Annotated in this window: 22 protein-coding genes, 5 tRNA genes and 1 pseudogene; 20 read left to right on the top strand and 8 right to left on the bottom strand. The window is 58.6% G+C overall.

Translation table 11 applies throughout. From position 1 onward, the window contains the following. The 4 genes from HQN78_RS15970 to HQN78_RS15955 all read right to left on the bottom strand — a co-directional run bounded on the left by HQN78_RS15970 (position 1) and on the right by HQN78_RS15955 (position 5,418). Entirely contained in the window at positions 1–939 is a 939-nt protein-coding gene (locus HQN78_RS15970) for a PotD/PotF family extracellular solute-binding protein (protein WP_235089838.1), read from the bottom strand. A gap of 213 nt (positions 940–1,152) precedes the next feature. Continuing rightward, entirely contained in the window at positions 1,153–2,271 is a 1,119-nt protein-coding gene (gene proB, locus HQN78_RS15965; RefSeq protein ID WP_107797916.1) for a glutamate 5-kinase, read from the bottom strand. Between the two features lie 189 nt (positions 2,272–2,460). Then, a complete protein-coding gene (locus HQN78_RS15960; RefSeq protein ID WP_235084843.1) occupies positions 2,461–3,963 on the bottom strand; it encodes a hypothetical protein in 1,503 nt (500 codons plus the stop codon). Positions 3,964–4,065: 102 nt separating this feature from the next. Then, positions 4,066–5,418: an adenosylmethionine--8-amino-7-oxononanoate transaminase gene (locus tag HQN78_RS15955; protein ID WP_235084841.1), complete on the bottom strand. Its 1,353-nt coding sequence runs from the start codon at positions 5,416–5,418 to the stop codon at positions 4,066–4,068. A 195-nt stretch (positions 5,419–5,613) separates the two neighbouring features. Here HQN78_RS15955 and HQN78_RS15945 point away from each other — a divergent pair, with 195 nt between their 5' ends. The 5 genes from HQN78_RS15945 to HQN78_RS15925 all read left to right on the top strand — a co-directional run bounded on the left by HQN78_RS15945 (position 5,614) and on the right by HQN78_RS15925 (position 10,204). Then, positions 5,614–6,033 (top strand): pilin, encoded by a 420-nt coding sequence (locus HQN78_RS15945; protein ID WP_304502819.1) that lies wholly within the window; start codon positions 5,614–5,616, stop codon positions 6,031–6,033. Between the two features lie 15 nt (positions 6,034–6,048). Continuing rightward, positions 6,049–6,486: a pilin gene (locus HQN78_RS15940; protein WP_235084839.1), complete on the top strand. Its 438-nt coding sequence runs from the start codon at positions 6,049–6,051 to the stop codon at positions 6,484–6,486. A 47-nt stretch (positions 6,487–6,533) separates the two neighbouring features. Then, complete coding sequence (locus tag HQN78_RS15935) at positions 6,534–7,481, top strand: pilin glycosylation ligase domain-containing protein (RefSeq protein WP_235084837.1); 948 nt, start codon at positions 6,534–6,536, stop codon at positions 7,479–7,481. Then, the gene (locus HQN78_RS15930) at positions 7,403–8,344 is read left to right on the top strand and encodes a PglL family O-oligosaccharyltransferase (RefSeq protein ID WP_235084834.1); all 942 of its coding nucleotides are present in this window, start codon (positions 7,403–7,405) and stop codon (positions 8,342–8,344) included. Before HQN78_RS15935 ends, HQN78_RS15930 begins: the two co-directional genes overlap by 79 nt. A gap of 75 nt (positions 8,345–8,419) precedes the next feature. Next, positions 8,420–10,204, top strand: coding sequence for a PglL family O-oligosaccharyltransferase (locus HQN78_RS15925; protein WP_235084832.1), 1,785 nt, complete (start codon positions 8,420–8,422; stop codon positions 10,202–10,204). 72 nt (positions 10,205–10,276) lie between these two features. Here HQN78_RS15925 and rpoH read toward each other — a convergent pair whose 3' ends face one another. The 4 genes and pseudogenes from rpoH to ftsY all read right to left on the bottom strand — a co-directional run bounded on the left by rpoH (position 10,277) and on the right by ftsY (position 14,101). Further along, positions 10,277–11,140 (bottom strand): RNA polymerase sigma factor RpoH, encoded by an 864-nt coding sequence (rpoH, locus tag HQN78_RS15920; RefSeq protein ID WP_235084829.1) that lies wholly within the window; start codon positions 11,138–11,140, stop codon positions 10,277–10,279. Positions 11,141–11,325: 185 nt separating this feature from the next. Beyond that, positions 11,326–12,234, bottom strand: coding sequence for a permease-like cell division protein FtsX (gene ftsX / locus HQN78_RS15915; protein ID WP_107797924.1), 909 nt, complete (start codon positions 12,232–12,234; stop codon positions 11,326–11,328). Further along, positions 12,231–12,884 carry a cell division ATP-binding protein FtsE gene (gene ftsE / locus HQN78_RS15910; RefSeq protein ID WP_043592279.1) on the bottom strand — a complete coding sequence of 218 codons (654 nt, stop codon included), beginning with the start codon at positions 12,882–12,884 and terminating at the stop codon, positions 12,231–12,233. The genes ftsX and ftsE overlap by 4 nt, the downstream gene beginning before the upstream one ends. 60 nt (positions 12,885–12,944) lie before the next feature. Next, positions 12,945–14,101: pseudogene (gene ftsY, locus HQN78_RS15905) on the bottom strand (signal recognition particle-docking protein FtsY). A gap of 237 nt (positions 14,102–14,338) precedes the next feature. Between ftsY and rsmD the strand changes: the two are divergent. From rsmD to rpoB, 15 genes are all read left to right on the top strand, one after another. Then, entirely contained in the window at positions 14,339–14,896 is a 558-nt protein-coding gene (gene rsmD / locus HQN78_RS15900) for a 16S rRNA (guanine(966)-N(2))-methyltransferase RsmD (protein WP_107797926.1), read from the top strand. Between the two features lie 104 nt (positions 14,897–15,000). Next, positions 15,001–15,252 carry a YfhL family 4Fe-4S dicluster ferredoxin gene (locus HQN78_RS15895; RefSeq protein WP_107797927.1) on the top strand — a complete coding sequence of 84 codons (252 nt, stop codon included), beginning with the start codon at positions 15,001–15,003 and terminating at the stop codon, positions 15,250–15,252. 138 nt (positions 15,253–15,390) lie between these two features. Beyond that, positions 15,391–15,475, top strand: a tRNA-Tyr gene (locus tag HQN78_RS15890). Positions 15,476–15,528: 53 nt separating this feature from the next. Further along, positions 15,529–15,602, top strand: a tRNA-Gly gene (locus HQN78_RS15885). A gap of 22 nt (positions 15,603–15,624) precedes the next feature. Then, positions 15,625–15,699 (top strand) — tRNA-Thr (locus HQN78_RS15880). 40 nt (positions 15,700–15,739) lie between these two features. Beyond that, positions 15,740–16,930 (top strand): elongation factor Tu, encoded by a 1,191-nt coding sequence (tuf, locus tag HQN78_RS15875; protein ID WP_227106574.1) that lies wholly within the window; start codon positions 15,740–15,742, stop codon positions 16,928–16,930. Between the two features lie 10 nt (positions 16,931–16,940). Continuing rightward, positions 16,941–17,016, top strand: a tRNA-Trp gene (locus HQN78_RS15870). A gap of 68 nt (positions 17,017–17,084) precedes the next feature. Then, a complete protein-coding gene (gene secE / locus HQN78_RS15865; RefSeq protein WP_107797905.1) occupies positions 17,085–17,441 on the top strand; it encodes a preprotein translocase subunit SecE in 357 nt (118 codons plus the stop codon). Further along, positions 17,441–17,974, top strand: coding sequence for a transcription termination/antitermination protein NusG (nusG, locus tag HQN78_RS15860; RefSeq protein ID WP_048411720.1), 534 nt, complete (start codon positions 17,441–17,443; stop codon positions 17,972–17,974). The genes secE and nusG overlap by 1 nt, the downstream gene beginning before the upstream one ends. Before the next feature lie 99 nt (positions 17,975–18,073). Further along, entirely contained in the window at positions 18,074–18,505 is a 432-nt protein-coding gene (gene rplK / locus HQN78_RS15855) for a 50S ribosomal protein L11 (protein ID WP_048416070.1), read from the top strand. Further along, a complete protein-coding gene (gene rplA, locus HQN78_RS15850) occupies positions 18,505–19,200 on the top strand; it encodes a 50S ribosomal protein L1 (protein WP_048416069.1) in 696 nt (231 codons plus the stop codon). The genes rplK and rplA overlap by 1 nt, the downstream gene beginning before the upstream one ends. 179 nt (positions 19,201–19,379) lie before the next feature. Then, positions 19,380–19,454 (top strand) — tRNA-Thr (locus HQN78_RS15845). Between the two features lie 86 nt (positions 19,455–19,540). Then, positions 19,541–20,038, top strand: a complete 498-nt coding sequence (gene rplJ, locus HQN78_RS15840; protein WP_107797906.1) for a 50S ribosomal protein L10 — start codon at positions 19,541–19,543, stop codon at positions 20,036–20,038. A 36-nt stretch (positions 20,039–20,074) separates the two neighbouring features. Next, on the top strand, positions 20,075–20,446 hold the full coding sequence (rplL, locus tag HQN78_RS15835; protein ID WP_019102910.1) for a 50S ribosomal protein L7/L12: 372 nt from the start codon (positions 20,075–20,077) through the stop codon (positions 20,444–20,446). A 158-nt stretch (positions 20,447–20,604) separates the two neighbouring features. Continuing rightward, positions 20,605–24,780 carry a DNA-directed RNA polymerase subunit beta gene (gene rpoB / locus HQN78_RS15830; protein ID WP_107797907.1) on the top strand — a complete coding sequence of 1,392 codons (4,176 nt, stop codon included), beginning with the start codon at positions 20,605–20,607 and terminating at the stop codon, positions 24,778–24,780. Positions 24,781–24,799: the final 19 nt, after the last annotated feature.

Genomic DNA, 24,799 nt, shown 5'->3' with positions numbered 1-24,799 from the left:
TCAGCGGCCGATCTTGATTTGCGACCACAAGCGGTTCAGATCGCGGCGGGATTTCACGTCCAGATCTTTCAGCGCCACGTATTTGCCCTTGGCCGGCTCCAGCATGATCACCGGATTGGCCTTGATCTGCGGTTTGAAGAAGGCCTCGGCCGCCTTGACCGGATTGGTCGCGCCGATCTGGTTGGAAATCTCGGCGGCGTTCTTGCCGTCCAGCATGAAATTGATGAAGCGGTGCGCCAGGTCCGGACGCGGGGCGTCCTTCAACACCACCATATTGTCCACCGCCAGGATATTGCCTTCTTTCTGCGGCTGGTAAGCCAGCTTGAATGGGCGTTTGGCGTGCTGCGCGTCCTGCTGCGCCTGGAACAGATCGTTGGAATAGCCGTGTGCCACCCAGATATTGCCGACGGTCAGCTCTTTGATATAGCTCTGGTTGTTGAAGGCGGCCCAATAGGGCTTGGCTTTGCGGATCACGCCGGCCGCGGCCTTCCAGTCTGCTGGCTGGACGGAGTTGGCGTCCTTGCCCAGATAGAGCAGGGCGGCGGACATCAGTTCGCGCTGAGAATCCAGCACGGTGACCCTGCCCTTGATCTTGGCCAGCACCGCGGGATCGAAGATCAGCGCCCAGCTGTTGGCCTGCGGCAGCACGCCGGCTTTTTGCAACTGGGTTTCGTTGTAGCCTAGCAAGGTCAGCGACACCACGGTGGGCGCGGCCACCTTGTTGCCGGCGTCGAACGGCGCGTTCAGGCTCAGATAGCCGGCATTGAGGTTTTTCCAGTTGGGCAGCAGCGCCTTGTTCAGCGGCTGGGTCTTGCCCTGCTTGATCAGCGTGCTGACGGCGAAGGCGGTGGGAAACACCATGTCGTAGCCTTTGGCGCCGGCGGCCAGCTTGGCCAGCATTTCCTCGTTGTCCCGTAATAGTCCTGCACCAGCCTGCATTTGCACGATTGTTCGAAACGCTTGGCGGTGTCTGCGGACAAGGCGTTGTTCCAGTTGTAGATATGGAGTACGTCCTCGGCCATTGCCGAGCCCCAAGTCAGAGCCAGAAGCGCCGAAAGGGCCAGCTTTTTCATACGCGTGAATCCTTAAGTTCAAAGAATGGGAGGGTAAAAAGGGAAGCGGAGCGAAGGCGCCGCGGCGCCTCCGCCTCCGTCACAGCGCGACCATATTGTCGCGATGGATCAGTTCCGGTTCGATCATATAGCCCAGCGCGGCCTCGATCTCGCGGGTGGGTTTTTGCATGATGGTGCGCGCTTCGCTGGAACTGTAGTTGACCAGGCCGCGCGCCACTTCCTTGCCTTCCTGATCGACGCAGGCCACCGCCTCGCCGCGGAGGAAATCGCCTTCCACTGCGCAAACGCCGATAGGCAGCAGGCTGGTGCCGCGTTCCCGCACCGCCAGCGCCGCGCCGGCGTCCAGCACCAGACGGCCGGACAGCTTCAGATGATCCGCCAGCCATTGCTTGCGCGCCGCCATGCGGCTGGTGGGCGGCAGCAACTGGGTGCCGATGCCTTCGCCGTCCGCCAGGCGCGACAGCACTTGATGCTCGCGGCCGCAGGCGATCACGGTGGCCGCGCCGCTGCGCGCCGCGCGCTTGGCGGCGAGAATCTTGGTGATCATGCCGCCGGTGCCCACGCTGGAGCCGGCGCCGCCGGCCATCTCTTCCAGCCGGGCTTCGCCGGCGACGGCTTCGTGGATGAATTCCGCGTCCGGGTGTTTGCGCGGGTCAGCGCTGTACAGGCCTTGCTGATCGGTGAGAATGATCAGCGCGTCGGCCTCGATCAGATTGGTCACCAGCGCGCCCAGGGTGTCGTTGTCGCCGAAGCGGATTTCGTCGGTGACCACGGTGTCGTTCTCGTTGATGATGGGCACCGCGTTCAGGTTCAACAGGCTGGTCAGCGTGGAGCGGGCGTTCAGGTAACGGGTGCGGTCGGCCAGGTCCTCGTGGGTCAGCAGGATTTGCGCGGTTTGCAGGCCAAAGCCGCGGAAGGCGGTTTCGTAGGCCTGGCACAGGCCCATCTGGCCGACCGCCGCCGCGGCCTGCAATTCGTGCACGCCCTTGGGGCGCACGGTCCAGCCCAAGCGTTGGCAGCCCTCGGCGATTGCGCCGCTGGAAACCAGCACCACCTGTTTGCCGCGCCGCTTCAGCTCGGCGATCTCCGCGGCCCAGCGATCAAGCGCCGCCCTGTCCAGGCCCTTGCCGTCATTGGTGACGAGACTGGAACCCACCTTGACCACAATCCGGTCTGCGGCGTGAATAACCGAGCGCATCCAAAACTCCATAAGTCGAAAACGATAGATGCGGGGGAGTGTACCCGAAAAAACGGGGGGCGGACCGTCTCCAGCGGCGAGGGCGTCCGCCGGCGGCCAAGCGATGGCGCCAGCCCGTTGATTACAAGGGCTTTGATCCGGGCAGCGGCATCCGGCCGGCCAGGCGGCACGATAAAAGCTTGATCTGGATCAGAAATGCTCGCTGTCGCGGTATTCCATGATCTGGAACAGCGGAGTCTGCGCGTGCAGACGCGACACCCGGATCAGGCTTTCCCCTTCGCCGTCGTGCAGGCGGAATTCGCGCAACTGGCTATACGGGCGTCCCGCCATCAACAGCAGTTTGGGCGCGCCGGCAGGCGTGGCCAGCAGCAAGACGAACTGAAAGCTGTCGCCGGGATGGGTAATGCTGGGCACGGCCAGCGCGGGCTGGGGCGGCCCGCCGATGAACTCCACGCCGCATTCGATCTCCCGCCCGTCCGCGCGCAACGCGACCCAGCGAGCGATGCCCAGCTTGGCGTTTTCCGGTTGATTGGGCGGCGTGACCAGTAGCAACTCGCCGGCGCGCAAAGATTGATCGCGCGGTTGGCCGTGCAGCAGCAGGCCGTTGTCGCTCTGGTTGGAAATAGCCAGCAAGCAGGGCGGCGGCGGAGGGCGTTGGCGCGGCGTGTCCTCTTCCGCGGCGATGCCGGGTAACTGCCAGCTCAGATCGTTGCGATGGAACCAGATGCCCGGCAGCGCGGCGACGATTTCAATAATGGTTTGGGTCTTGAGCCGCGGGTGGCGGCGGCGTTTGGGCTGATGCCATTCCTCCACCAAAAGGGACAAGAGCTGCAACTCGTCTATCATCAGGCCTTGTTGGCGATTGTTCTGCGCCTTTTGCAGCGCTTCGCGGCTTTTCTCCAGAATGTCGCGCAGCGGCTCCAGATCCAGCAGAAAGCAGCCGGGGCCCAATTTGCTTGCGGAAATCGGCAGAAAGCGCGGCGGGGAATCGATCTGTTGGTCCACCAGATAGCCGTGCACCGGCTGAGTCAAGGCTTCCACCGGGATCAGCCGGGCCTTGGCGGCCAGGTCGAAGATCAACTGCCGCGACAAGGCCTGCTCGGTGGGGGCGAGACGATTGCTGGGCGTCAGTCCCATCAGCAGAATTTGCAGATAAATGGTCTGGATGGAGTCGTCGTTGGCCAGACCCTTGTCCTGCCAGCCGCGGCTGCTGGCGAAGATATGCAGCTGGTGGCAGTCATACCAGAAGTCCGGCGTGATCGGGCTATAACATTGCTGGCTGATGCTTAGCAACTGGCGCGCCGCCATCATGGTGTAGGCCATCAGCTCGATTTTCGGATGTTCGCGATCCAGCAGGCTGCGCTTGGCAAGGCGATCGTGCAGCGTCTGTTTGAAAGTGATGAAAATCATTGCAAACAGCTCGACGCTGAGCAAGGCCAGCTGTCGCACTTTTGGCGTGCCCAGGCTGTCGTGCTGACGAATCTCGTTTTCCAGCAGCGGGTAATAGCGGTCCACCGCTTTTAGATACAGCTTCAGCAGCTTGTGGCGCAAATGGCTGTCCAGCGGAACCCGGGACAGGTTTTGCAGGGACTGGCTCAATAAGCGTCCGCATTCGGGCAGGTCGGTGAAGGGCAGCCGCTCCAGCCATGCCGCCACACTATCCGGTTGAGTATCTATCAGCAGAGGATCCATAGTTTGTTCTGGCAGGATGAGCGGCGGCATGCAAGGCGATTCACAATGTAAATCTTGCCAAATCGCATGCTATGGGCACTCACCCCGCCATGGCAAGGAGGATCACGGCAAAGCGATGCTTTGGCCGTCGGCGGTGTTGGATGCGCGCGCCAGTTCCTCCAGCGTGGCTTCGGTGGCGGCGATCAGGAAGGCCATTTCCTCGTCGGTGATCGAGTAGGGCGGCATGAAGTAAACGGTGTTGCCGATCGGACGCAGCAGGCATCCGCGGCGCAGCATCGCGGCAAAGCAGGCCTGGGCGAAATCGGCTCGAGCGGTGTCGACCTCGAAGGCCCAGATCATGCCGCGGTGACGGAAATCCCTGACATCCGGCCGTGCCCGCAAGCCAGCCATCAGCGTGTTGAGGCGCTGGGCCTTGGCGGCGTTGACGGCCAGGACATCTTCCTCCGCAAAGATATCCAGCACCGCCAGGGCCGCGGCGCAGGCCAGCGCATTGCCGGTATAGCTGTGCGAATGCAAGAAACCGCGGGTGACGTCATCGTGATAGAAGGCCTGGTAAATCGGATGGCTGGTCAACACGCAGGAGAGCGGCAGGAAGCCGCCGGTAATGCCTTTGGACAGACAGAGAAAGTCCGGCGTGATGTCGGCTTGCTGGTAGGCGAACAGACTGCCGGTCCGGCCAAAGCCGACGGCGATCTCATCGGCGATCAAGTGCACCTGATATTGATCGCACAGCCGGCGCAGCTCGCTCAGATACAGCGGATCGTACATCGCCATCCCGGCCGCGCCTTGAACCAAGGGCTCCACGATGACGGCGGCCACTTCCCCCGCGTGTTTGGCCAGCAGGCTTTCCAGCGCCTGGATCGCTCTGAGCGCGGCATCGGCCGCGCTTTCACCGGGCAGCGCGCGGCGGGCGTCCGGAGACGGCGCGCGCAGGCCCGGCTTCAGCAAGCCGGCGTAAGTGTTGGAAAACAAGGGAACGTCGGTCACGGCCAGGGCGCCGACGGTTTCGCCGTGGTAACTGTTTTCCAGGCTGATGAAGCGGGCCTTGTCCGCTTGCCCCTGGTTGCGCCAATAGTGGAAGCTCATCTTGAGCGCAATTTCCGTGGCGCTGGCGCCGTCGGATCCATAGAACACGTGGGCCAGGCCGCTGAGCTTGGCCAGACGTTCCGACAGCTCCACCACGGGCTGATGCGTAAAGCCCGCCAACATCACGTGCTCCAGCTTGTCCAGCTGATCCTTGATCGCCTGCTTGATCCGAGGCTGACCATGGCCAAACAGATTGACCCACCAGGAGCTGACCCCGTCGAGATAGCGCTTGCCGTCGAAGTCGCTCAGCCAGACGCCGTCGGCGCTGGCGATGGGCACGATGGGCAAAGCCTCATGACGTTTCATCTGGGTGCAGGGGTGCCAGACGGTGTTGAAGCTGCGTTGCAGCCAGTCTTGGTTATCACTCATATCTGTTCTATGTATTCAGACTAAGCATTCGATGCTATCACAGGGAGGGCGAAGGCAGCGGACTGACCAAAAACGTCACATTTCTACCTGTTGCGCTGTTGATGCCTGTCAGATTGATTGGAATGGGAGTGGAAGAGGGGGTGGCATGATTTCTGCATAAGCTACACCCTATAAAACAAGCCTTGGAGCCGAGCAATGAGGAAGGCGGCTGGTTTTACCTTGATTGAACTAATGATTGTTGTCGCTATTATCGGTATTTTGGCGGCGATTGCGATTCCGGCTTATCAGAATTATACGATTCGAGCCAAGGTGGCGGAAGGTCTAACTTATGCAGATCAGGCAAAGACCTCGGTGTCTGAATTCTATCTGGCGGGCAATACTTGGCCAAGCACCAATGCCAGTGCGGGTTTGCCTGATACTTTGGCGGGAAATTATGTCAGTAATGTGCAGGTTGGAGTCAGTAGCGGAGTCAGTACGGTGACTGTGCTGTTTAATAATAGTGTGGTCTCTGGTTTGTCTGTAGTTTTTACCCCAGTAGTGAGTAGTGGTACTATAGCGTGGTCGTGCTCTACTGATGCGGCTTATGCCCAATATGTGCCTTCGTCTTGCCATTAATGAATGGAGCTTTCAATGCAAAAATCCCAACAAGGTTTTACTCTTATCGAGCTGATGATAGTTGTTGCTATCATTGGTATTCTCGCCGCGATTGCCATTCCCGCTTATCAGGACTACACGAAGCGGGCCAGAGTTTCTGAGGGTCTGAGTCTGGCTTCTGCTGCAAAAACTGCTGTGGCAGAGTACTATGCTTCAAATGGCTCATTTCCGACAAGCAATGCCTCTGCTGGATTGCAAACTACTATTACGGGTAATTCGGTGACTGACCTTTCTGTCGGTGCTAGTGGGGTGCTTACTGTGACGTACAGTACGACACTTGTGGATTCTACTAACAATAAATTGACTTTGACTCCCTCTGCATCAGGAGGGTCGATTATATGGATTTGTGCGAAGGCGAGTTCCAATGGTGTTAAAGATCAATGGTTGCCAGCAAACTGCCGAGCTGGTAACTGATGTTTAATTTTTGTTGAAATGGGGGTGCCGAAAGGCACCCTTTTATTATGAATAAAAATATAAAGATATTAGTTTATTTTTTTATTGCCCTATCAGTTTCTGCCCCATTTTTAAGTTGGCTGCGCTATGCACCACTTCCGGATTGGTTTTCTGATGCTTCTGCACTTGCGCTTCTTGGTGTGGCCATGTGTGGCTTGTGTCTATTGAGTATTGATAGAGTCCTTGTTTCGTGGCTTGAACTGGTCCTACTTGCGCTTGCTTTTTCTGTGTTGCATTCCAGTTTTTATGGCTACTTGGCACTATTGTTTATTGGGTTGGCCCTGTTTTCTATTTTGCTTAGAAGTTGTCTCAGTATATCGGATGCCGATAATCTGATCTTTGTGCTTGCCTGTGTAGTCACCTTTTTTTCATTGTTGCAATCGTTGGTGGGTATATTGCAAGCAGTAAAGTTAGCCTATCTTTTTAATGGGTTTGTTGTGTATGATCCAAAATCTAATGCTGTGATAGGAAATATTGCTCAGCGTAACCAGTACGCTAATTTTCTGTTTTGGGGTGTGTTGTCTATCTGTTATTTGTATGCGATTAATAAACTTAGAGTGGTGTTTGCTGTATTGTGTTTGCTCCCAGTTGTGCTTTCGATGTCATGGTCTGGTGCTCGCTTGCCTTTGATTTATGCTTTGTTGGCTAGTGTATTGGTTTGGTATTGGTTTAGAAAAGAAAGAGCGCAAAAAGAGCTCGGCCGATTAGCGATGGCTGTGTCAATCGCAGTATTATTAATTGCGATATTTCAAATTTGGAGTCGTGATATTGTTGCATTTCTAAATTATATGGGATTGTCTGTTGATGTGGTTAGCGGAGCGGAACGTATCTCAGATGGGGGATTTGCTGCAAAAAGACGCATTGAATGGACTAAGGCGTGGTTGATGTTTTCTCAGCACCCATGGTTTGGGCTTGGCTGGGGGGCTTTGCCGCGGAAGCCGCAAAGATGGAGTTGATGGCGGGGTTGCCAAAGTTTTCAGAAAGTTGGTTGTTTACCCATAGCCATAATTTATTTTTCCAACTTTTGGCAGAGTCTGGGCTGGCAGGAGTCCTACCTATTGCGTTAGGTTTTGTTTTTTATATCTGGTGGTTTGTGATCGGGGCAAAAAAGAAGATAGAATCTTTCTGGATGTTGTGTGTGCTGATGGTGCTGTTGACGCATAGCATGTTTGAGTATCCATTGTGGTACATGCCGTTTTTGATCATGCTTATATTGATCTGTGCGTTGGCAGGAAATAGAGGGCATGCTTTTTTGCTTCGACCAGCGCTTCTGAAAATATTTTCCTGTGTTTTTGGATTTGGATTCATTTTGTATTTTGTTTTAGGGGTGTTCCCATTTTTTGTGATTGTTAGGAATAATTTTCCGGTTGTTGAGGAAAAAGAAAATATATTGCGCTTGGAGCAGTTGTCCTCAATGAGTAAGAATCCTTTCTTCGCAAGAGAGGTTGATCTAGTTATTGGTAATTATATGCTGCCGAGTCGCGAGCAACTGGATATAAAGTTGGCTCATTTTAACTCGCTGGCAAGTTATCGACCCTACCCTAATGTTTTGATAAAATTAGCCATTTTTCAAGCGTTAAACGACCAGCAGAGGGAGGCCTTGCAGTCGTTAAAAGTTGCAATTGCCAATTATCCAGATTACGTCAAAGAGTTTTCAGAAATGTTGGCAAGGGTTCCTGAACCTAATGTTACGCCTTTGAAGGACGTGGCGCTGATTGCCGCCCAAGCCTATGCAAAGTACCCTGCCTATAGCCAAGCTGCGCAGCGTGCCGCAGTGATGACCGTTGCCGCGCCCGTGACGCGCAAGCCCTTGTTTTGACCGCTAGGCTGCGGTTTGTTTGAGCGCCTGCTTGAGGTATCCTGCGTCCTCCATCTAGCAAACGACTGCCGTAATATGAGTGCTCAAAGATTTTCCACATTTCTGGCGATGCTGGCCCTATGCCTCATCGCCATCCTGCCTTTCGCCTCGCGCATCCACTATGTGCCGCTGCCGCAGTGGTTTGGCGAAATCAATGTGGTCTGGCTGCTGCTGGCGGCGGCGGTCTTCTTGTTGCCTAGCGGATCGTTATTCCGCTACATGCCGCGCAGCGCCTGGTGGTGTCTGGCCATGGGCCTGCTGTGGGCCGGGCAGCCGTTCTGGGTGGAGGCCTTGTTCCCCGGGATGAATTACGCCACCGCCTTGGCCTGGCTGGCTGCGGGCTTGCTCGCGGCTGTCACCGTGTCCTTGCGCGAGGAAATGGGGGAGCGGCCGTTCGCGGTCTGGTTGGCCTGGGCCTTGATTGTGGGCGGCTTGGTGCAGGCGGCGATAGGCGTGGCTCAGTTGACCGGTTACGCCGCGGAGCTGGGCTTGTTTTACGATGGCTCGCATCCCACCAGTAATATTTTTGGCCATATCGGCCAGCGCAATCAATACGCGCATTATTTGATGTGGTCGGTAGTGGCCGGCGTGTATTTGTACGCGGCCGGCCGGCTGCCGCGTTGGGGTTTGGCGATACTGGTGCTCGGCCTGGCCTTGATGTTGGGCTGGGCAGGTTCGCGAACCATTCTATTGTACTTGGTGGCTTTGTCCGCTCTGGCCGCGCTGTGGCATTGGCGCATCGGCAGCGCGGAGTCGCGCCGGATGCTGTGGGCGATGTGGTTGTCTTGCCTGGTAGTATTGGCGATGCAGTTCGCCCTGCCTTGGTTCAATCAGCTGATTTCCTGGCTGACGCATGAAAACTTGCAGAACACTTCCGGCCTGGCCCGTCTGGCGGCCAATGGCGACGATATGGGTTCGCGGCGTTTCGCCGAAATGCACAAAGCATGGTTGAGCTTCCAGTCGCATCCGCTGACGGGGGTGGGTTGGTCGCAGTTTGCCGCGGAGAGCGTGCGTTTGCAGCCGCTGCCGCAATTCGCCGCATCCGGCTTCAACAGCGGCTTGTTCACCAATTCCCATAACCTGGTGCTGCAATTGCTGGCCGAGATGGGCGGCGTGGCCACCTTGTTGATCGTCGGCGGTTTTGCCTGGGCGCTGTGGCCGTTCTTTGGCCGTCGCGCCACCCTGGAAGGGGTGTTGGCTTTGGGCTGCCTGGCGGTGACGCTGACGCACAGCATGTTGGAGTATCCGCTGTGGTATTACTACTTCCTGGCAATGCTGGTGATCTTCGCCGCAATGGCACCGCGCGGTGATAGGCAATTGGCTTGGCCGCTGCGTCTGCCGCTGCTCGCGGCGCTGGTTTGGGTGGGTTGGCTGTCGATCAGCAGTCTGTCGATGTTCTGGGAGCTGGTGGGCTTGTATACGCCGACCAATGACGCCAAGCGCGATGCAACGCGGATGGAGCGTCTGATTGAGATCGCGGACACCAAGCCGCTGTTCGCCTACCATGCGCTTTACACCGTGGACGACTACTTGAAAGTAGGGCCGGAGCAACTTGAGCGCAAGCTGGCGCTGGAGAGCCGGCTGACCGCGTTCCGTCCTTATCCGGAAGTGATGCTGAAGCGCGCACAGTTGGAAATTTTGGCGGGAAAGCAGGTTCAGGCGGAGCAGACCTTGCGGACGACGCTGGCATCGTTCCCCACTTACGCCGGCGTGTTTCTGGGTACGCTGGACGATGACAGGGCGGAATGGGAGCCTCTACGCGCGGTGGCCCGCGAGGCCTATGCCAAGCTGCCGGCGAAGTACCAGACCATGTTGGAGTAAGCGCTTTCTCGTGCTCGGGACACAAAAAAACCACAGGCTGAGGCCTGTGGTTTTTTATTGAGCGGAAGACGCTTAGCCTTCTATCACCACGCCTTGGCTGAGGGCGGTCTTCATTTTGCCCAAAGCCTTGGCTTCGATCTGGCGGATGCGCTCGGCGGACACGCCGAATTCGGCTGCCAGCTCGTGCAGCGTGGAGCCGCTGTCGTCGGCCAGCCAGCGCGCTTCAACGATGCGGCGGCTGCGCGGGTCCAGCGTGGCCAAAGCCTGTTGCAGGCCTTCGGTCTGCAGCTGGTCGAACGCGCGGCGCTCCATCTCGCGGGTGGGCTCATTGTGATGATCGGCCAGCCAGTCGATCGGCGCGTAGCCGTCGTCGTCGTTATCGTCCGCCAGCAAGGCGATGTCCTGGCCGCTCATGCGGGTTTCCATCTCGCGGACTTCTTCCGGCTTGACGCCCAGATCGGCAGCGATTTGGCGGGCCTCGTTTTCCGACAGCGCGGAGAAACTGCTCTTCATGCTGCGCAGGTTGAAGAACAGCTTGCGCTGAGGCTTGGTGGTGGCGATGCGCACCAGGCGCCAGTTACGCAGGATGAATTCGTGAATCTCGGCCTTGATCCAGTGCACGGCAAAGGAAAACAGGCGCACGCCGCGATCAGGCTCGAAGCGTTTGACGGCTTTCATCAGGCCGATATTGCCTTCCTGAATCAAGTCGGCTTGCGGCAGGCCGTATCCGGAGTAGCCGCGGGAAATCGATACCACCACGCGCAGGTGCGAGAGCACCAGCTGGCGCGCGGCCTCCAGGTCGTTTTGCTCCTGGAAGCGCGTTGCAAGCTCGTTTTCCTGCTCAGGCGTCAGCATGGGTACGCTGTTCACAGCTTGGATGTATTGCTCCAGGCTGCCGCTGGTGGACGGGACGGGCAAAGCAAATGTTGTGGTCATCTGTATAACTACCTCCTTGGGTAGTGATATGTTAGCACTCGTATATGGAGAGTGCTAGCAATGAAAGGTTCCAGCGTCAATGATTTTTTCTATCGTCTCGATAGTAGCGTAGCCGGTGCGCCGACGCCGTTCGCTCTGATTAACAGTTGTTGCGCCGCTTACATGCGCGTGCAAACGGCCGCGTTTCATTTGGGTTCAATCTTGCGCAGATGATGGTCGGAGGCGAGGCGGGCGCCTAGCATCGCCAGCAGGGCGGAGACGGCGACGGCGACTGCCAGTTCGATCGGGTTCAGATTGCGCAGTTCCACTCGTTCGCCGTACAACTGGGCGAATTCGCGAATCGCCGGATTGGCCACCGAGGTCAGCCAACCGGTCAGCGCCCAGGCGGCCAAGCCGGCCAGGATGCCTTGCCACATCGCGTGGTACATGAAGGGGCGGCGGATGAAACTGTCCGGCGCGCCTATCAATTTGGACACCTCGATTTCGTCCTGGCGCGCCAGGATTTGCATCCGGATCGCGTTATTGGTCACCAGCACCAGCGCCAGGCCCAGGGCGATGGCCATGAACCAGGTCAGATGCTTGCCCATTTCCACCATGCCGTACAAACGCTTGGCCCAGTCCGCGTCGAATTGCGCCTGTTCCACCATGGGCAGGCCGGAGAGCTCTTTTTGCAGCATCTCCAGCTCACGCGGCTCCAGCGCCTTCGGCGTGACCACGAAGGCGTCCGGCAGCGGATTGCTGTCCAGACCGTCGGCCAGGCCCGGCAGGCCGTTGCGCTTTTCCATATCGGCCAGCGCCTTGCTCTTGCTGACGAAGCTGTAGCTCTTGATTTTGGGATGATGCGTCAGCGTGGAGGTCACCGCGGCCAGGTCCGCCTCTTCCGATGACTGTTCCATGAACAGGGTGACTTGCGGCGTGGCGCTCAGCCGGCCCACCCAGTCTTGCACGCTGCTGACGGCCAGATAAAGCGAGAGCGGCAAGGCCAGCGCCAGCGACAGCATCAGCAAGGTCAGCAGGCTGCCGAAAGGTTGCCGCAGAATCTTGATCAGCGCGAGTTTGGCGCTTTGCCAGTTCAGATAGAGATAATGTTTCATGCGGCAAATTGTCCTTCCCGCAGGCGAATGATTCGGCGGCCGTAGTCTTCCATCAGGGTCTCGTCGTGGGCGGAGATCAATACGGTGACGCCCACTTGGTGGAAGGATTTGAACAATTCCATGATGTCCAGCGCATAGGCGCGGTCCAGGTTGGCGGAAGGTTCGTCGGCCAGCAGGATGCTGGGGCGGTGCACCACGGCGCGGGCGATGCACAGGCGCTGCTGCTCGCCGCCTGACAGGCGGATCGGCATGCTCTTTTCCTTGCCGAGCAGGCCTACTTTGTCCAGCGCGGCGCGCACGCGCTTGGCGGCGTCGCGGCGATCGAAGCCGATGATGTCCAGCGGCAGCATCACGTTGTCGAACACGCTGCGGTCGAACAGGATCTTGTGGTCCTGAAACACCAGGCCGATATGCTGGCGCACATAGGGGATCTGGCTGGAGCGCAGCTTGGACAGGTTCTGGCCGTTGACGACGACGCCGCCCGCGGTGGCGCGTTCTATGCCGGCGATCAGCTTGAGCAAGGTGGACTTGCCGGCGCCGGAATGGCCGGCGAGGAAGACCATCTCGCCGGTGTCGATGTTGAAAGACAGGTTTTTCAGGGCTTCATTGCCACCTGGGTAGCGCTTGGTGACCTGGTCGAACTGGATCATTATTCTGTTCCCGCGTTAGCTGGTGACGGCAAGAGTGAGAGCTTGCAATGGCTGATGCGTTCAGTCGAACAGCGCGTCGATGTAGTCCTTGGCCTTGAACGGCCGCAGGTCGTCTATGCTTTCGCCCACGCCGACAAAACGCAGCGGAACCGGACGTTGCTTGGCGATGGCCGCGATCACGCCGCCCTTGGCCGTGCCGTCCAGCTTGCTCAGAATCAGCCCGGTCAGGCCGAGGGCGTCGTCGAAGGTCTTGACCTGGGTGATGGCGTTCTGGCCGATATTGGCGTCCAGCACCAGGATGATTTCATGCGGCGCGTCGGGCAAGGCTTTCTGGATCACCCGCTTCACCTTCTTGATTTCCTCCATCAGGTGCAACTGGGTGGGCAGGCGGCCGGCGGTGTCTGCCAGCACGATGTCGATGCCGCGGGCGACCGCGGCCTGGATCGCGTCATAGCAGACGGCGGCGGAGTCGCCGCCTTGCTGGGCGATCACGGTGACGTTGTTGCGTTCGCCCCAGGCCATCAGCTGTTCGCGCGCGGCGGCGCGGAAGGTGTCGCCGGCGGCGAGCAGCACGCTCTTGCCCTGGCTCTGGTAGTACTTGGCCAGCTTGCCTATCGACGTGGTCTTGCCGGCGCCGTTGACGCCGGCCATCATGATGACGAAAGGTTTCTTGCCGCTGACGTCCAGCGGCTTTTCCAGTGGCGAGATCAGGTCGCTGAGCGAGTCCTTCAACGCGTCTTTCAGTTCCGAGGCGTCTTTCAGTCCTTTCAGCGAAACGCGCTCGCGCACGTCGCTAAGCAGGTGCAGGGTAGCGTCCACCCCCATGTCGGCGGTGAGCAGCACGGTTTCCAGCTCTTCGTACAGCTCCTCGTCTATCTTGCCGCCGCCAAACAGGCCGGCCAGGGATTTACCCAGCTTGTCGCGGGTTTTGGACAGCCCGGCCTTCAGGCGTTCGGCCCAGCTCATTTTCTTCAGCGAGAGCGGCTCGGCTTCAAGCGGCTCGGCCGCCGGCGGCGAAGCCGGTGCGATGGGGCGGGCGTCGGGGGCGTCGGCTCGGGCTGCGCTTGCTGCGGCTCGGGTGTCCGCGTTTCGGACTGGGTGGCTGGCGCGTCCGCATCGGGCAGCGCGGCGGGCTGGATATCGGCCGTCGGCTCCGCTGGGGCGGTTGCCGGAGGCGTGGGCTCGGATTGGGTTTTTCTTTTGAAGAAGCTAAACATGCGTAAAGGCCGGCGGAATTCGGTAAATGGCTAAATTGTATCCTCAAATGGAGGTGCTTACCCAATTGTTGCTGCGCGGCGGGAGACGGAGGCGCCGCATCGTTGAAATCTATATATAAGGAATAGACGGCTTTTTGTGGCGTGAGCGGCGACAGATGGCGGCCGGTTTGCGCGACAATGAGGCGCGACGGCGCGGATCGGGTTACACTCAGCCCCTTGTTTTTTGAGCTTGGAATTATGAGTCAGTCGCGTAACACGGTCAGAATCATCGGTGGCGAGTATCGGCGCCGGCTATTGCCGTTTCCCGACGCTCAGGGTTTGCGGCCAACGCCGGACCGTGTGCGGGAGACTTTGTTCAACTGGTTGGGCCAGCAGCTGTACGGCAAATCCTGTCTGGATCTTTTCGCCGGAAGCGGGGCTCTGGGCTTTGAGGCGGCTTCGCGCGAGGCGCGGCGCGTGGTGATGGTGGAGAAATCCCGCGTGGTCGCCGAGTCCTTGAAAGCCAACCGGCAGTTATTGTCCGCCGCGAGCATCGATGTGGCGCAGTTCGATGCCCTGGCCTATCTGAAGGGCTGCCGAGATCGTTTCGACGTCGTCTTCGTCGACCCGCCGTTCGATACCGATTTGCTGACGCAGGTTTTGCCTTTGCTGGCTCAGGTGATGAGTGAGGACGGCCTGGCGTATATCGAAAGCCGCCGTTGGCCCGAAGAGCTGCCGGGCTGGGAGGTGCTGAAGCGGGCCAAGGCCGGCCAGGTGCATTACGGTTTGCTGCGCCGGGCGGCGGAGCCGGCCTGAGCGGTTTGCCTGCAGCCAGTCTCATAAATATATAACGGGGCGAACTTGCGAGCCCGACTGTCGGGTGACAAAATTCATGTTGTGGAATACTTGAGGAATTTACTATGTCTTTGATGATTACCGACGAATGCATCAACTGCGACGTCTGTGAGCCGGAGTGCCCCAATAACGCGATTTCCCAAGGCGAGGAAATCTATCAAATCGACCCCAATCTGTGCACCCAGTGCGTCGGCCACTACGACGAGCCGCAATGCCAGCAGGTCTGTCCGGTCGATTGCATCCCTCTGGATCCGTCTCACGAGGAGACTCAAGAGGTCTTGCATCAGAAGTATCTGCGGATATCCGGCCAGGCGTGACGCGCTAAGTTTTTGAATTTATTGGAAGCGCCCCGGGCTTGCCGGGGTGCTTTGCTTTTGCGGGCAAAATAATTAGAAAAAAATGCAAAAACCGGTTGACGGCCATCGGGGCTATCTATAATATTCGGGTCTCTTTCAGGAGGGATTCCCGAGCGGTCAAAGGGATCAGACTGTAAATCTGACGGCTCTGCCTTCGAAGGTTCGAATCCTTCTCCCTCCACCAGAATTTAGCGTCTTGGCGTGTGCGATGAAAGTCGCTCGAGGTTGTTGTTGCAGGCGGGTGTAGCTCAATGGTAGAGCAGAAGCCTTCCAAGCTTACGACGAGGGTTCGATTCCCTTCACCCGCTCCAAGCGTGTAGCCTGTTTTAAAGGGCCCATGTAGCTCAGGGGTAGAGCACTCCCTTGGTAAGGGAGAGGTCGGCAGTTCAATTCTGCCCATGGGCACCACCATTTACTTTGTGTTGTTTCGTATCCAGGAAATTTTGCCATGGCTAAGGAAAAGTTCGAGCGGACTAAACCGCACGTAAACGTCGGCACCATCGGTCACGTGGACCATGGTAAAACCACTCTGACCGCTGCGATCACCACTATTCTGTCGAAGAAGTTCGGTGGCGAAGCCAAGGACTACTCCCAGATCGACAGCGCGCCGGAAGAGAAGGCTCGCGGTATTACCATTAATACCGCTCACGTAGAATACGAAACCGAGTCCCGTCACTACGCTCACGTAGACTGCCCGGGTCACGCCGACTACGTTAAGAACATGATTACCGGTGCCGCCCAGATGGACGGTGCTATCCTGGTGTGCTCGGCCGCTGACGGTCCGATGCCGCAAACCCGCGAACACATCCTGCTGTCCCGTCAGGTTGGCGTTCCGTACATCATCGTGTTCCTGAACAAGGCCGACCTGGTGGACGACGCTGAGCTGCTGGAACTGGTTGAAATGGAAGTGCGCGATCTGCTGTCTTCCTACGACTTCCCGGGTGACGACACCCCGGTGGTGATCGGCTCCGCTCGTCTGGCGCTGGAAGGCGACCAGTCCGAATACGGCGAACCGGCCATCTTCAAGCTGGCTGCTGCTCTGGATTCCTACATCCCGACTCCGGAACGCGCCATCGACAAGCCGTTCCTGCTGCCGATCGAAGACGTGTTCTCGATCTCCGGCCGCGGCACCGTGGTAACCGGTCGCGTAGAGCGCGGCATTGTTAAAGTCGGCGAAGAACTGGAAATCGTGGGCCTGAAGGCTACCGCGAAGACCACTTGCACCGGCGTGGAAATGTTCCGCAAGCTGCTGGACCAAGGTCAAGCCGGCGACAACGTGGGCGTGCTGCTGCGCGGCACCAAGCGTGAAGACGTTGAGCGTGGTCAGGTGTTGGCTAAGCCGGGTTCCATTACCCCGCACACCAAGTTCCAGGCTTCGGTATACGTGCTGAGCAAAGACGAAGGTGGCCGTCACACTCCGTTCTTCGCGAACTACCGTCCGCAGTTCTACTTCCGCACTACCGACGTAACGGGCGCCGTTACCCTGTCGGAAGGCGTGGAAATGGTAATGCCGGGCGACAACGTGGAGATCACTGTTGAGCTGATCGCTCCGATCGCCATGGAAGATGGTCTGCGTTTCGCCATCCGCGAAGGCGGTCGTACCGTCGGTGCCGGTGTGGTAGCTAAGATCATTGCTTAATCAGGTTTAAAGGCCAGTAGCTCAATTGGTAGAGTATCGGTCTCCAAAACCGAGGGTTGGGGGTTCGAGACCCTCCTGGCCTGCCAATTAAGACCAGCCGGCGCTTGTGCGCCGGTTGGTCTTTTGTCGCATACGCGCAAGAGAAGATATCGACATGGAAATGCAAGATAAAATCAAGCTGGCGCTGGCCGGTTTGCTGGTGGCGGCCGGTATCGTCGGCTTTTACATGATTCCGGCGGACCAGGGTATTTTGCGCGCGCTTTCGTTTGTGGCCGGCGTGATTCTGGCGGTTGGGGCGGTTTGGCTGTCGCAGCCGGGCAAGAGTTTCGTCACTTACGCCAACGAGTCTCTGGTCGAGGCTCGCAAGGTGGTGTGGCCCACTCGCAAAGAGGCGATGCAGATGACCGGCATGGTGTTTGTTTTCGTGCTGGTGCTGGCCTTGTTCATGTGGTTGGTGGACTCCAGTCTGTCCTGGTTGTTTTATGATGTGATTCTCGGTCGAGGTAAATAATGGCAATGCGCTGGTATGTGGTTCACGCTTATTCTGGCTTTGAAAAAAGCGTGCAAAAGGCGTTGCGCGAGCGCATCGAGCGTTCTCATGTCGCCGATCAGTTTGGTCAAATCCTGGTGCCGGTGGAAGAGGTTGTCGACGTCAAGAATGGCCGTCGCTCCATTACCGAGCGCAAGTTTTTCCCGGGCTATGTGTTGGTCGAGATGGAGATGACCGACGATACCTGGCATCTGGTCAAGAGCACGCCGAAAGTAACCGGCTTTGTTGGCGGCACCGCCAACCGCCCGGCGCCGATTTCCAAGAAGGAAGTCGAGGCCATCATGCAGCAGATGCAAGAGGGCGTGGAAAAGCCGAAGCCGAAGGTGCTGTTCGAAGTGGGCGAGAAGGTGCGCGTCATCGACGGCCCGTTCAACGACTTCAACGGTTCGGTCGACGAGGTGAACTACGAGCGCAACAAGCTGCGCGTGTCGGTGCAGATTTTTGGTCGCGACACCCCGGTTGAGCTCGAATTCAGTCAGGTTGAGAAGTTGTAAGCCTGCCTCTTGGCAAGCTTTTTTTAAGCGTGTATACTGTTGCGCTTTCGTCGGGAAGCGAGTTGACGCTCGCGCTATACCCAAACTAGGAGTTTAATCGTGGCAAAGAAAATTGTCGGCTATATCAAGCTGCAAGTGCCCGCTGGCAAAGCCAACCCGTCGCCGCCGATCGGTCCGGCCCTGGGTCAGCGTGGTCTGAACATCATGGAATTCTGCAAGGCGTTCAACGCCGCGACCCAAGGCGTTGAGCCGGGTCTGCCGATTCCCGTAGTGATTACCGCATTCGCGGACAAGTCCTTCACCTTCGTGATGAAGACCCCGCCGGCCACCATCCTTCTGAAGAAGGCTGCTGGCATCAAGTCCGGTTCGGCCAAGGCCAATACCGACAAGGTGGGTAAAGTGACTCGCGCTCAGCTGGAAGAAATCGCCAAGACCAAGCAGCCGGATCTGACCGCTGCCGATCTGGACGCCGCTGTTCGCACCATCGCCGGCTCCGCCCGTTCGATGGGTCTGGAAGTGGAGGGCGTGTAATGGCTAAGGTTTCCAAGCGCTTGCAAGCTCTGAAGGCTGGCGTTGATCGCAACAAGCTGTACGCTATCGACGAAGCGATCTCCCTGGTGAAAGCCGCCGCCACCGCCAAATTCGACGAGTCCATCGACGTGGCCGTGAATCTGGGCGTGGATCCGCGTAAATCCGACCAAGTGGTTCGTGGTTCCGTGGTTCTGCCGCGCGGTACCGGCAAGTCCGTACGCGTTGCCGTGTTCGCTCAAGGCGCGAACGCTGAAGCCGCTAAAGCCGCTGGCGCCGAAGTCGTTGGTTTCGACGATCTGGCCGAGCAGGTTAAAGCCGGCAATCTGGACTTCGACATCGTGATCGCCTCCCCGGACGCCATGCGCGTTGTGGGTCAGCTGGGTCAGATCCTGGGCCCGCGCGGCCTGATGCCGAACCCGAAGGTGGGCACCGTGACCCCGAACGTAGCCGAGGCCGTGAAAAACGCCAAGGCCGGTCAGGTTCAGTACCGTACCGACAAGGCCGGTATCGTTCACGCCACCATCGGCCGCGCTTCTTTCGAAGCCGAAGCCCTGCGTGAAAACTTCTCCGCTCTGGTTGATGCCCTGGTGAAAGCCAAGCCGGCAGCTTCCAAGGGCGTGTATCTGAAAAAGATCGCCGTATCCAGCACCATGGGTGTCGGCGCTCGTGTAGATACCAACTCGATCAGCGCTTAATCGCTGTTTGAGTTTGGCGGGGCGGTTCGCCGCCTCGCCAAGGCTTTGGGCTGGCAAGTTCGCTTGCCAGGTTGTCAAAGACCGTAGGCGCCGCAAGGCTTAATCGCGGATTTGCCAGTATGGAAGTCCGCACCCTACGCAGATGGTGTACCCGAAACAGGCTTCTGAACAAAGTTCAAGCTCATGTAGCTCAGGGGTAGAGCACTCCCTTGGTAAGGGAGAGGTCGGCGGTTCAATTCCGCCCATGAGCACCAGTTCTTTATGATGTCTCCTGATGTAGGTCGCCGCTGCAAAGCGAAGCGAAAATCCTTTCGCTTCATTTCAGTCTAGGAGGTAGACCTTGAGTCTCAATATCGAAGATAAAAAGGCGGTCGTAGCTGAAGTATCTGCCACGCTGGCAGACGCTCAGACCCTCGTTATCGCTGAATATCGGGGCATCGAGGTAAGCAGCATGACCAAACTCCGCGCTCAGGCGCGCGAGAATGGCGTATACCTGCGCGTTCTGAAGAACACGCTGGTTCGCCGTGCTGTGGAAGGCACTCCGTTTGCCGGTCTGGCTGACCAAATGGTCGGCCCGCTGGTTTACGCTGTTTCCACCGACCCGGTAGCTGCTGCCAAGGTGCTGCATCAATATGCCAAGGCTGACGACAAAATCATCGTCAAAGCAGGTTCCTACGATGGCCAGGTGCTGAACGCCGCTCAGGTTGCTGAGCTCGCGTCCATCCCGAGCCGCGAAGAACTGCTGTCCAAGCTTCTCTACGTTATGCAGGCTCCGGTCGCTGGCTTCGCCCGCGCGCTGGCCGCCCTGTCCGACAAGAAGCAAGCCGAAGCCGCTTAACTTATTTGATTCTTATAGAATTCAGGAGATTTTCACATGGCAATCACCAAAGAAGACATCCTCGAGGCCGTTGCTGGTCTGACCGTGATGGAACTGAACGACCTGGTTAAGGCGTTCGAAGAGAAGTTCGGCGTTTCCGCCGCTGCTGTTGCTGTTGCTGGCCCGGCTGGCGCCGGCGCTGCTGCCGCTGAAGAAAAAACCGAGTTTGACGTTATCCTGACTGGCGCTGGCGACAACAAGGTTGGCGTGATCAAGGTTGTGCGCGCAATCACCGGTCTGGGCCTGAAAGAAGCCAAAGACCTGGTTGACGGCGCTCCGAAAGCCCTGAAAGAAGGCGTGGCGAAGGCTGAAGCCGACGACATCCTGAAACAGCTGACCGAAGCCGGTGCTAAGGCTGAAATCAAATAATCTTCTTTGAAAAAAGAGGGTGAGGCTGGCGGAGAAATCCGCCAGCCTTATTGCGCTTGTAGTTGGCCGAAACGAAGAAGGTAAAAGCCAGCAATTATTGAGCGTGGCTGCTGACTTTTGGTTTCTTGCTTGCGCCACCCCACCTCGATGGAGACTCTATGAGTTATTCGTTTACTGAGAAGAAGCGTATTCGTAAAAGTTTTGCGAAGCGTGCCAGTGTTCTCGATGTCCCATTCCTGTTGGCGACCCAGATTGATTCCTACACCGAATTTCTCCAGTTGGGTGTGCCGCTTGACCAGCGTAGGGATGTGGGCCTTCAGGCTGCGTTCAAATCGATCTATCCGATCATCAGCCATAATGGCTATGCGCGTCTGGACTTCGCTCATTACGTCTTGGGCGAGCCGCCGTTCGACGTGCAGGAGTGCCAGCTGCGCGGCATTACCTACGCCGCTCCGTTGCGCGCGCGCATCCGCCTGACCATCTTCGACAAAGAGTCTTCCAAGCCGGTGGTGAAGGAAGTGCGCGAGAACGAAGTGTACATGGGCGAAATCCCGCTGATGACGACCAATGGTTCGTTCATCATCAACGGCACCGAGCGCGTCATCGTTTCTCAGTTGCATCGTTCCCCGGGCGTGTTCTTCGAGCACGACCGCGGCAAGACTCATTCCTCCGGCAAACTGTTGTTCTCCGCCCGCGTGATTCCTTACCGCGGTTCCTGGCTGGACTTCGAGTTTGACCCGAAAGACCTGCTGTACTTCCGTATCGACCGTCGCCGCAAGATGCCGGTGACCATCCTGCTGAAGGCGCTGGGTTACACCAACGAAGAAATCCTGTCCGAGTTCTACAGCTTCGACACCTTCTACCTGACCAAGAGCGGCGTGTTCATGCGCGTGGTTCCGGATCGTCTGAAGGGCGAAGTGGCCAAGTTCGACATCGTTGCCGCCGACGGCAAGCTGATCGTGGCCAAGGACAAGCGTATTACCGCCAAGCACATCCGCGACATCCAGACCGCTGAGCTGGACCGCATCGAAGTGCCGGCCGACGCGCTGCTGGGCAAGGTGCTGGCGCACAACGTCGCCAACGCCGACACCGGCGAGCTGATTTCGCGCGCCAACGACGAAGTGACCGAGGAAGTGCTGGCCAAGCTGGCGCTGGCCGATATCCAGCAGGTGGAAGTGTTGTTCACCAACGATCTGGATCAGGGCTCCTACATCTCCCAGACGCTGCGCGCCGACGACATCCAGGACCAGCTGCAGGCCCGCGTGGCCATCTACCGCATGATGCGCCCGGGCGAACCGCCGACGGAAGACGCGGTGGAAGCGCTGTTCCAGCGTCTGTTCTTCAGCGAAGAAACCTACGATCTGTCGCGCGTGGGCCGCATGAAGTTCAGCTCGCGCACCTACCAGTACAAATTCGACGACAAGACCCCTGAGTGGTTCAAGGTGCTGATCGGCGAGAAGTTCGCCGAGCGTCGCGATGTGATGGAAGGCACGCTGTCGACTGAAGACATCGTGTCCGTGATCGCCATCCTGACCGAGCTGCGCAATGGCCGCGGCGAAGTGGACGATATCGATCACCTGGGCAACCGTCGCGTGCGTTCGGTGGGCGAACTGGCCGAAAACCAGTTCCGCGCCGGCCTGGTACGCGTGGAGCGCGCGGTCAAGGAACGCCTGAATCAGGCGGAATCCGACAACCTGATGCCGCACGACCTGATCAACGCCAAGCCGGTGTCCGCCGCGATCAAGGAGTTCTTCGGCTCCTCGCAGCTGTCCCAGTTCATGGACCAGACTAACCCGCTGTCGGAAATCACCCACAAGCGCCGCGTATCGGCTCTTGGCCCGGGCGGTCTGACCCGCGAACGCGCCGGTTTCGAAGTGCGCGACGTACACCCGACCCACTACGGCCGCGTGTGCCCGATCGAAACGCCGGAAGGCCCGAACATCGGTCTGATCAACTCCTTGTCCGTCTATGCGCGCACCAATGAGTTCGGCTTCCTGGAAACCCCGTACCGCAAGGTAGTGGACAGCAAGGTCACCAACGAGATCGACTACCTGTCCGCGATCGAAGAAGGCCGCTACGTGATTGCTCAGGCCAACGCCGAGTTGAGCGAAGAAGGCGCGCTGATCGACGAGCTGGTGACCTGCCGCGAGAAGGGCGAAACCATTCTGGCGACTCCGGACCGCGTACAGTACATGGACGTGGCCACCGGTCAGGTGGTGTCCGTCGCCGCTTCGCTGATTCCGTTCCTGGAACACGATGACGCCAACCGCGCATTGATGGGCGCCAACATGCAGCGCCAGGCCGTGCCTTGCCTGCGTCCGGAAAAAGCCCTGGTGGGCACCGGTATCGAGCGCTCGGTGGCGGTTGACTCCGGCACCACCGTGGTGGCGCGTCGCGGCGGCGTGGTCGACTATGTCGACGCGACCCGCGTGGTGGTTCGCGTCAACGACGAAGAAGCCGTTGCCGGCGAAGTGGGCGTGGACATCTACAACCTGACCAAGTTCACCCGCTCCAACCAGAACACCAACATCAACCAGCGTCCGGTGGTGAAAGTGGGCGACCACATCGCCCGCGGCGACGTGGTGGCCGACGGCGCCTCCACCGATCTGGGCGAGCTGGCGCTGGGTCAGAACATGACCATCGCCTTCATGCCGTGGAACGGTTACAACTACGAGGACTCGATCCTGATCTCGGAGAAGCTGGTCGCCGAAGACCGCTACACCTCGATCCATATCGAAGAACTGTCCGTGGTTGCCCGCGACACCAAGCTGGGCCCCGAGGAAATCACCCGCGACATCCCGAACCTGTCCGAGCGCATGGCCGGCCGTCTGGATGAATCCGGCATCGTGTACATCGGCGCCGAAGTCGAAGCCGGCGACGTGCTGGTGGGCAAGGTGACGCCTAAGGGCGAAACCCAGCTGACCCCGGAAGAGAAGCTGCTGCGCGCGATCTTCGGCGAGAAGGCTTCCGACGTGAAGGACACCTCGCTGCGCGTGCCGACCGGCACCGTGGGCACCGTGATCGACGTTCAGGTGTTCACCCGCGAAGGCATTGAGCGCGACAAGCGCGCCCAGTCCATCATCGATTCGGAACTGAAGCGCTATCGCCTGGACCTGAACGACCAGCTGCGTATTTTCGACAACGACGCCTTCAGCCGTATCGAGCGTCTGATCGTCGGCAAAGTGGCCAACGGCGGTCCGAAGCGTCTGGTGAAAGGCACTGTGATCGATCAGGAATACCTGGCCGATCTGCCGTCCAAGCACGACTGGTTCGACATCCGCATGGCCGATGAAGACATCGCCAAGCAGCTGGAACTGATCAAGGAAAGCCTGGCGCAGAAGCGCGAAGAATTCGACCTCAAGTTCGAAGACAAGAAGCGCAAGCTGACCCAGGGCGACGAGCTGCCGCCGGGCGTGCAGAAGATGGTCAAGGTTTACCTGGCCGTTAAGCGCCGCCTGCAGGCCGGCGACAAGATGGCCGGCCGTCACGGCAACAAGGGCGTGGTATCGCGCATCCTGCCGATCGAAGACATGCCTTACATGGGCGACGGCCGTCCGGTCGACATCGTGCTGAACCCGCTGGGCGTACCGTCGCGTATGAACATCGGTCAGATCCTGGAAGTGCATCTGGGTTGGGCCGCCAAGGGTATCGGCGAACGCATCGACCGCATGATCAAGGATCAGCAGAACGCTTCCTTGGTGCGCGGCTATCTGGAGCGCATCTACAACGAAGCGGGCAAGGTCGAAGACATCGCCTCGCTGAGCGACGACGAAGTGCTGGCCCTGGCGGACAATCTGCGCAAGGGTATGCCGTTCGCGACGCCGGTGTTCGATGGCGCCAAGGAGACCGAGATCAAGCACATGCTGGATCTGGCCTACCCGGATGCGGACCCGCTGACCGAGAAAATGGGCTTTAATGAGTCCAAGACCCAGATGACCCTGTACGACGGCCGCTCCGGCGAAGCCTTCGACCGCAAGGTCACCGTGGGCGTGATGCACTATCTGAAGCTGCATCACCTGGTCGACGACAAGATGCACGCGCGTTCCACCGGCCCGTACTCGCTGGTGACTCAGCAGCCGCTGGGCGGTAAGGCCCAGTTCGGCGGCCAGCGTTTCGGTGAGATGGAGGTTTGGGCGCTGGAAGCTTACGGCGCCGCCTACACCCTGCAGGAAATGCTGACCGTGAAGTCGGACGATGTGACCGGTCGTACCAAGGTGTACGAGAACATCGTCAAGGGCGAGCACAAGATCGATGCCGGCATGCCGGAATCCTTCAACGTGCTGGTGAAGGAAATCCGTTCGCTCGGCCTCGACATGGACCTGGAACGTTATTGATTGGGTTGAATGGGCGCGG

Origin of the sequence: Chromobacterium sp. Beijing (genome assembly GCF_021496765.1) — a bacterium.
Taxonomy (GTDB): Bacteria; Pseudomonadota; Gammaproteobacteria; order Burkholderiales; family Chromobacteriaceae; genus Chromobacterium.
Note: the sequence above shows the minus strand (reverse complement) of the source record. Positions and strands in the feature narration are given on the sequence as shown.

Coding starts and splice junctions, on each gene's coding strand:
- rpoB (WP_107797907.1), top strand. CDS start 20,605: ATGAGTTATTCGTTTACTGAGAAGAAGCGTATTCGTAAAAGTTTTGCG.
- rsmD (WP_107797926.1), top strand. CDS start 14,339: ATGAGTCAGTCGCGTAACACGGTCAGAATCATCGGTGGCGAGTATCGG.
- HQN78_RS15955 (WP_235084841.1), bottom strand. CDS start 5,418: ATGAGTGATAACCAAGACTGGCTGCAACGCAGCTTCAACACCGTCTGG.
- HQN78_RS15925 (WP_235084832.1), top strand. CDS start 8,420: ATGAGTGCTCAAAGATTTTCCACATTTCTGGCGATGCTGGCCCTATGC.
- HQN78_RS15945 (WP_304502819.1), top strand. CDS start 5,614: ATGAGGAAGGCGGCTGGTTTTACCTTGATTGAACTAATGATTGTTGTC.
- HQN78_RS15960 (WP_235084843.1), bottom strand. CDS start 3,963: ATGGATCCTCTGCTGATAGATACTCAACCGGATAGTGTGGCGGCATGG.
- tuf (WP_227106574.1), top strand. CDS start 15,740: ATGGCTAAGGAAAAGTTCGAGCGGACTAAACCGCACGTAAACGTCGGC.
- rplA (WP_048416069.1), top strand. CDS start 18,505: ATGGCTAAGGTTTCCAAGCGCTTGCAAGCTCTGAAGGCTGGCGTTGAT.
- rpoH (WP_235084829.1), bottom strand. CDS start 11,140: ATGACCACAACATTTGCTTTGCCCGTCCCGTCCACCAGCGGCAGCCTG.
- HQN78_RS15970 (WP_235089838.1), bottom strand. CDS start 939: ATGCAGGCTGGTGCAGGACTATTACGGGACAACGAGGAAATGCTGGCC.
- nusG (WP_048411720.1), top strand. CDS start 17,441: ATGGCAATGCGCTGGTATGTGGTTCACGCTTATTCTGGCTTTGAAAAA.
- secE (WP_107797905.1), top strand. CDS start 17,085: ATGGAAATGCAAGATAAAATCAAGCTGGCGCTGGCCGGTTTGCTGGTG.
- rplL (WP_019102910.1), top strand. CDS start 20,075: ATGGCAATCACCAAAGAAGACATCCTCGAGGCCGTTGCTGGTCTGACC.
- HQN78_RS15895 (WP_107797927.1), top strand. CDS start 15,001: ATGTCTTTGATGATTACCGACGAATGCATCAACTGCGACGTCTGTGAG.
- proB (WP_107797916.1), bottom strand. CDS start 2,271: ATGCGCTCGGTTATTCACGCCGCAGACCGGATTGTGGTCAAGGTGGGT.
- HQN78_RS15935 (WP_235084837.1), top strand. CDS start 6,534: ATGAATAAAAATATAAAGATATTAGTTTATTTTTTTATTGCCCTATCA.
- HQN78_RS15940 (WP_235084839.1), top strand. CDS start 6,049: ATGCAAAAATCCCAACAAGGTTTTACTCTTATCGAGCTGATGATAGTT.
- ftsX (WP_107797924.1), bottom strand. CDS start 12,234: ATGAAACATTATCTCTATCTGAACTGGCAAAGCGCCAAACTCGCGCTG.
- ftsE (WP_043592279.1), bottom strand. CDS start 12,884: ATGATCCAGTTCGACCAGGTCACCAAGCGCTACCCAGGTGGCAATGAA.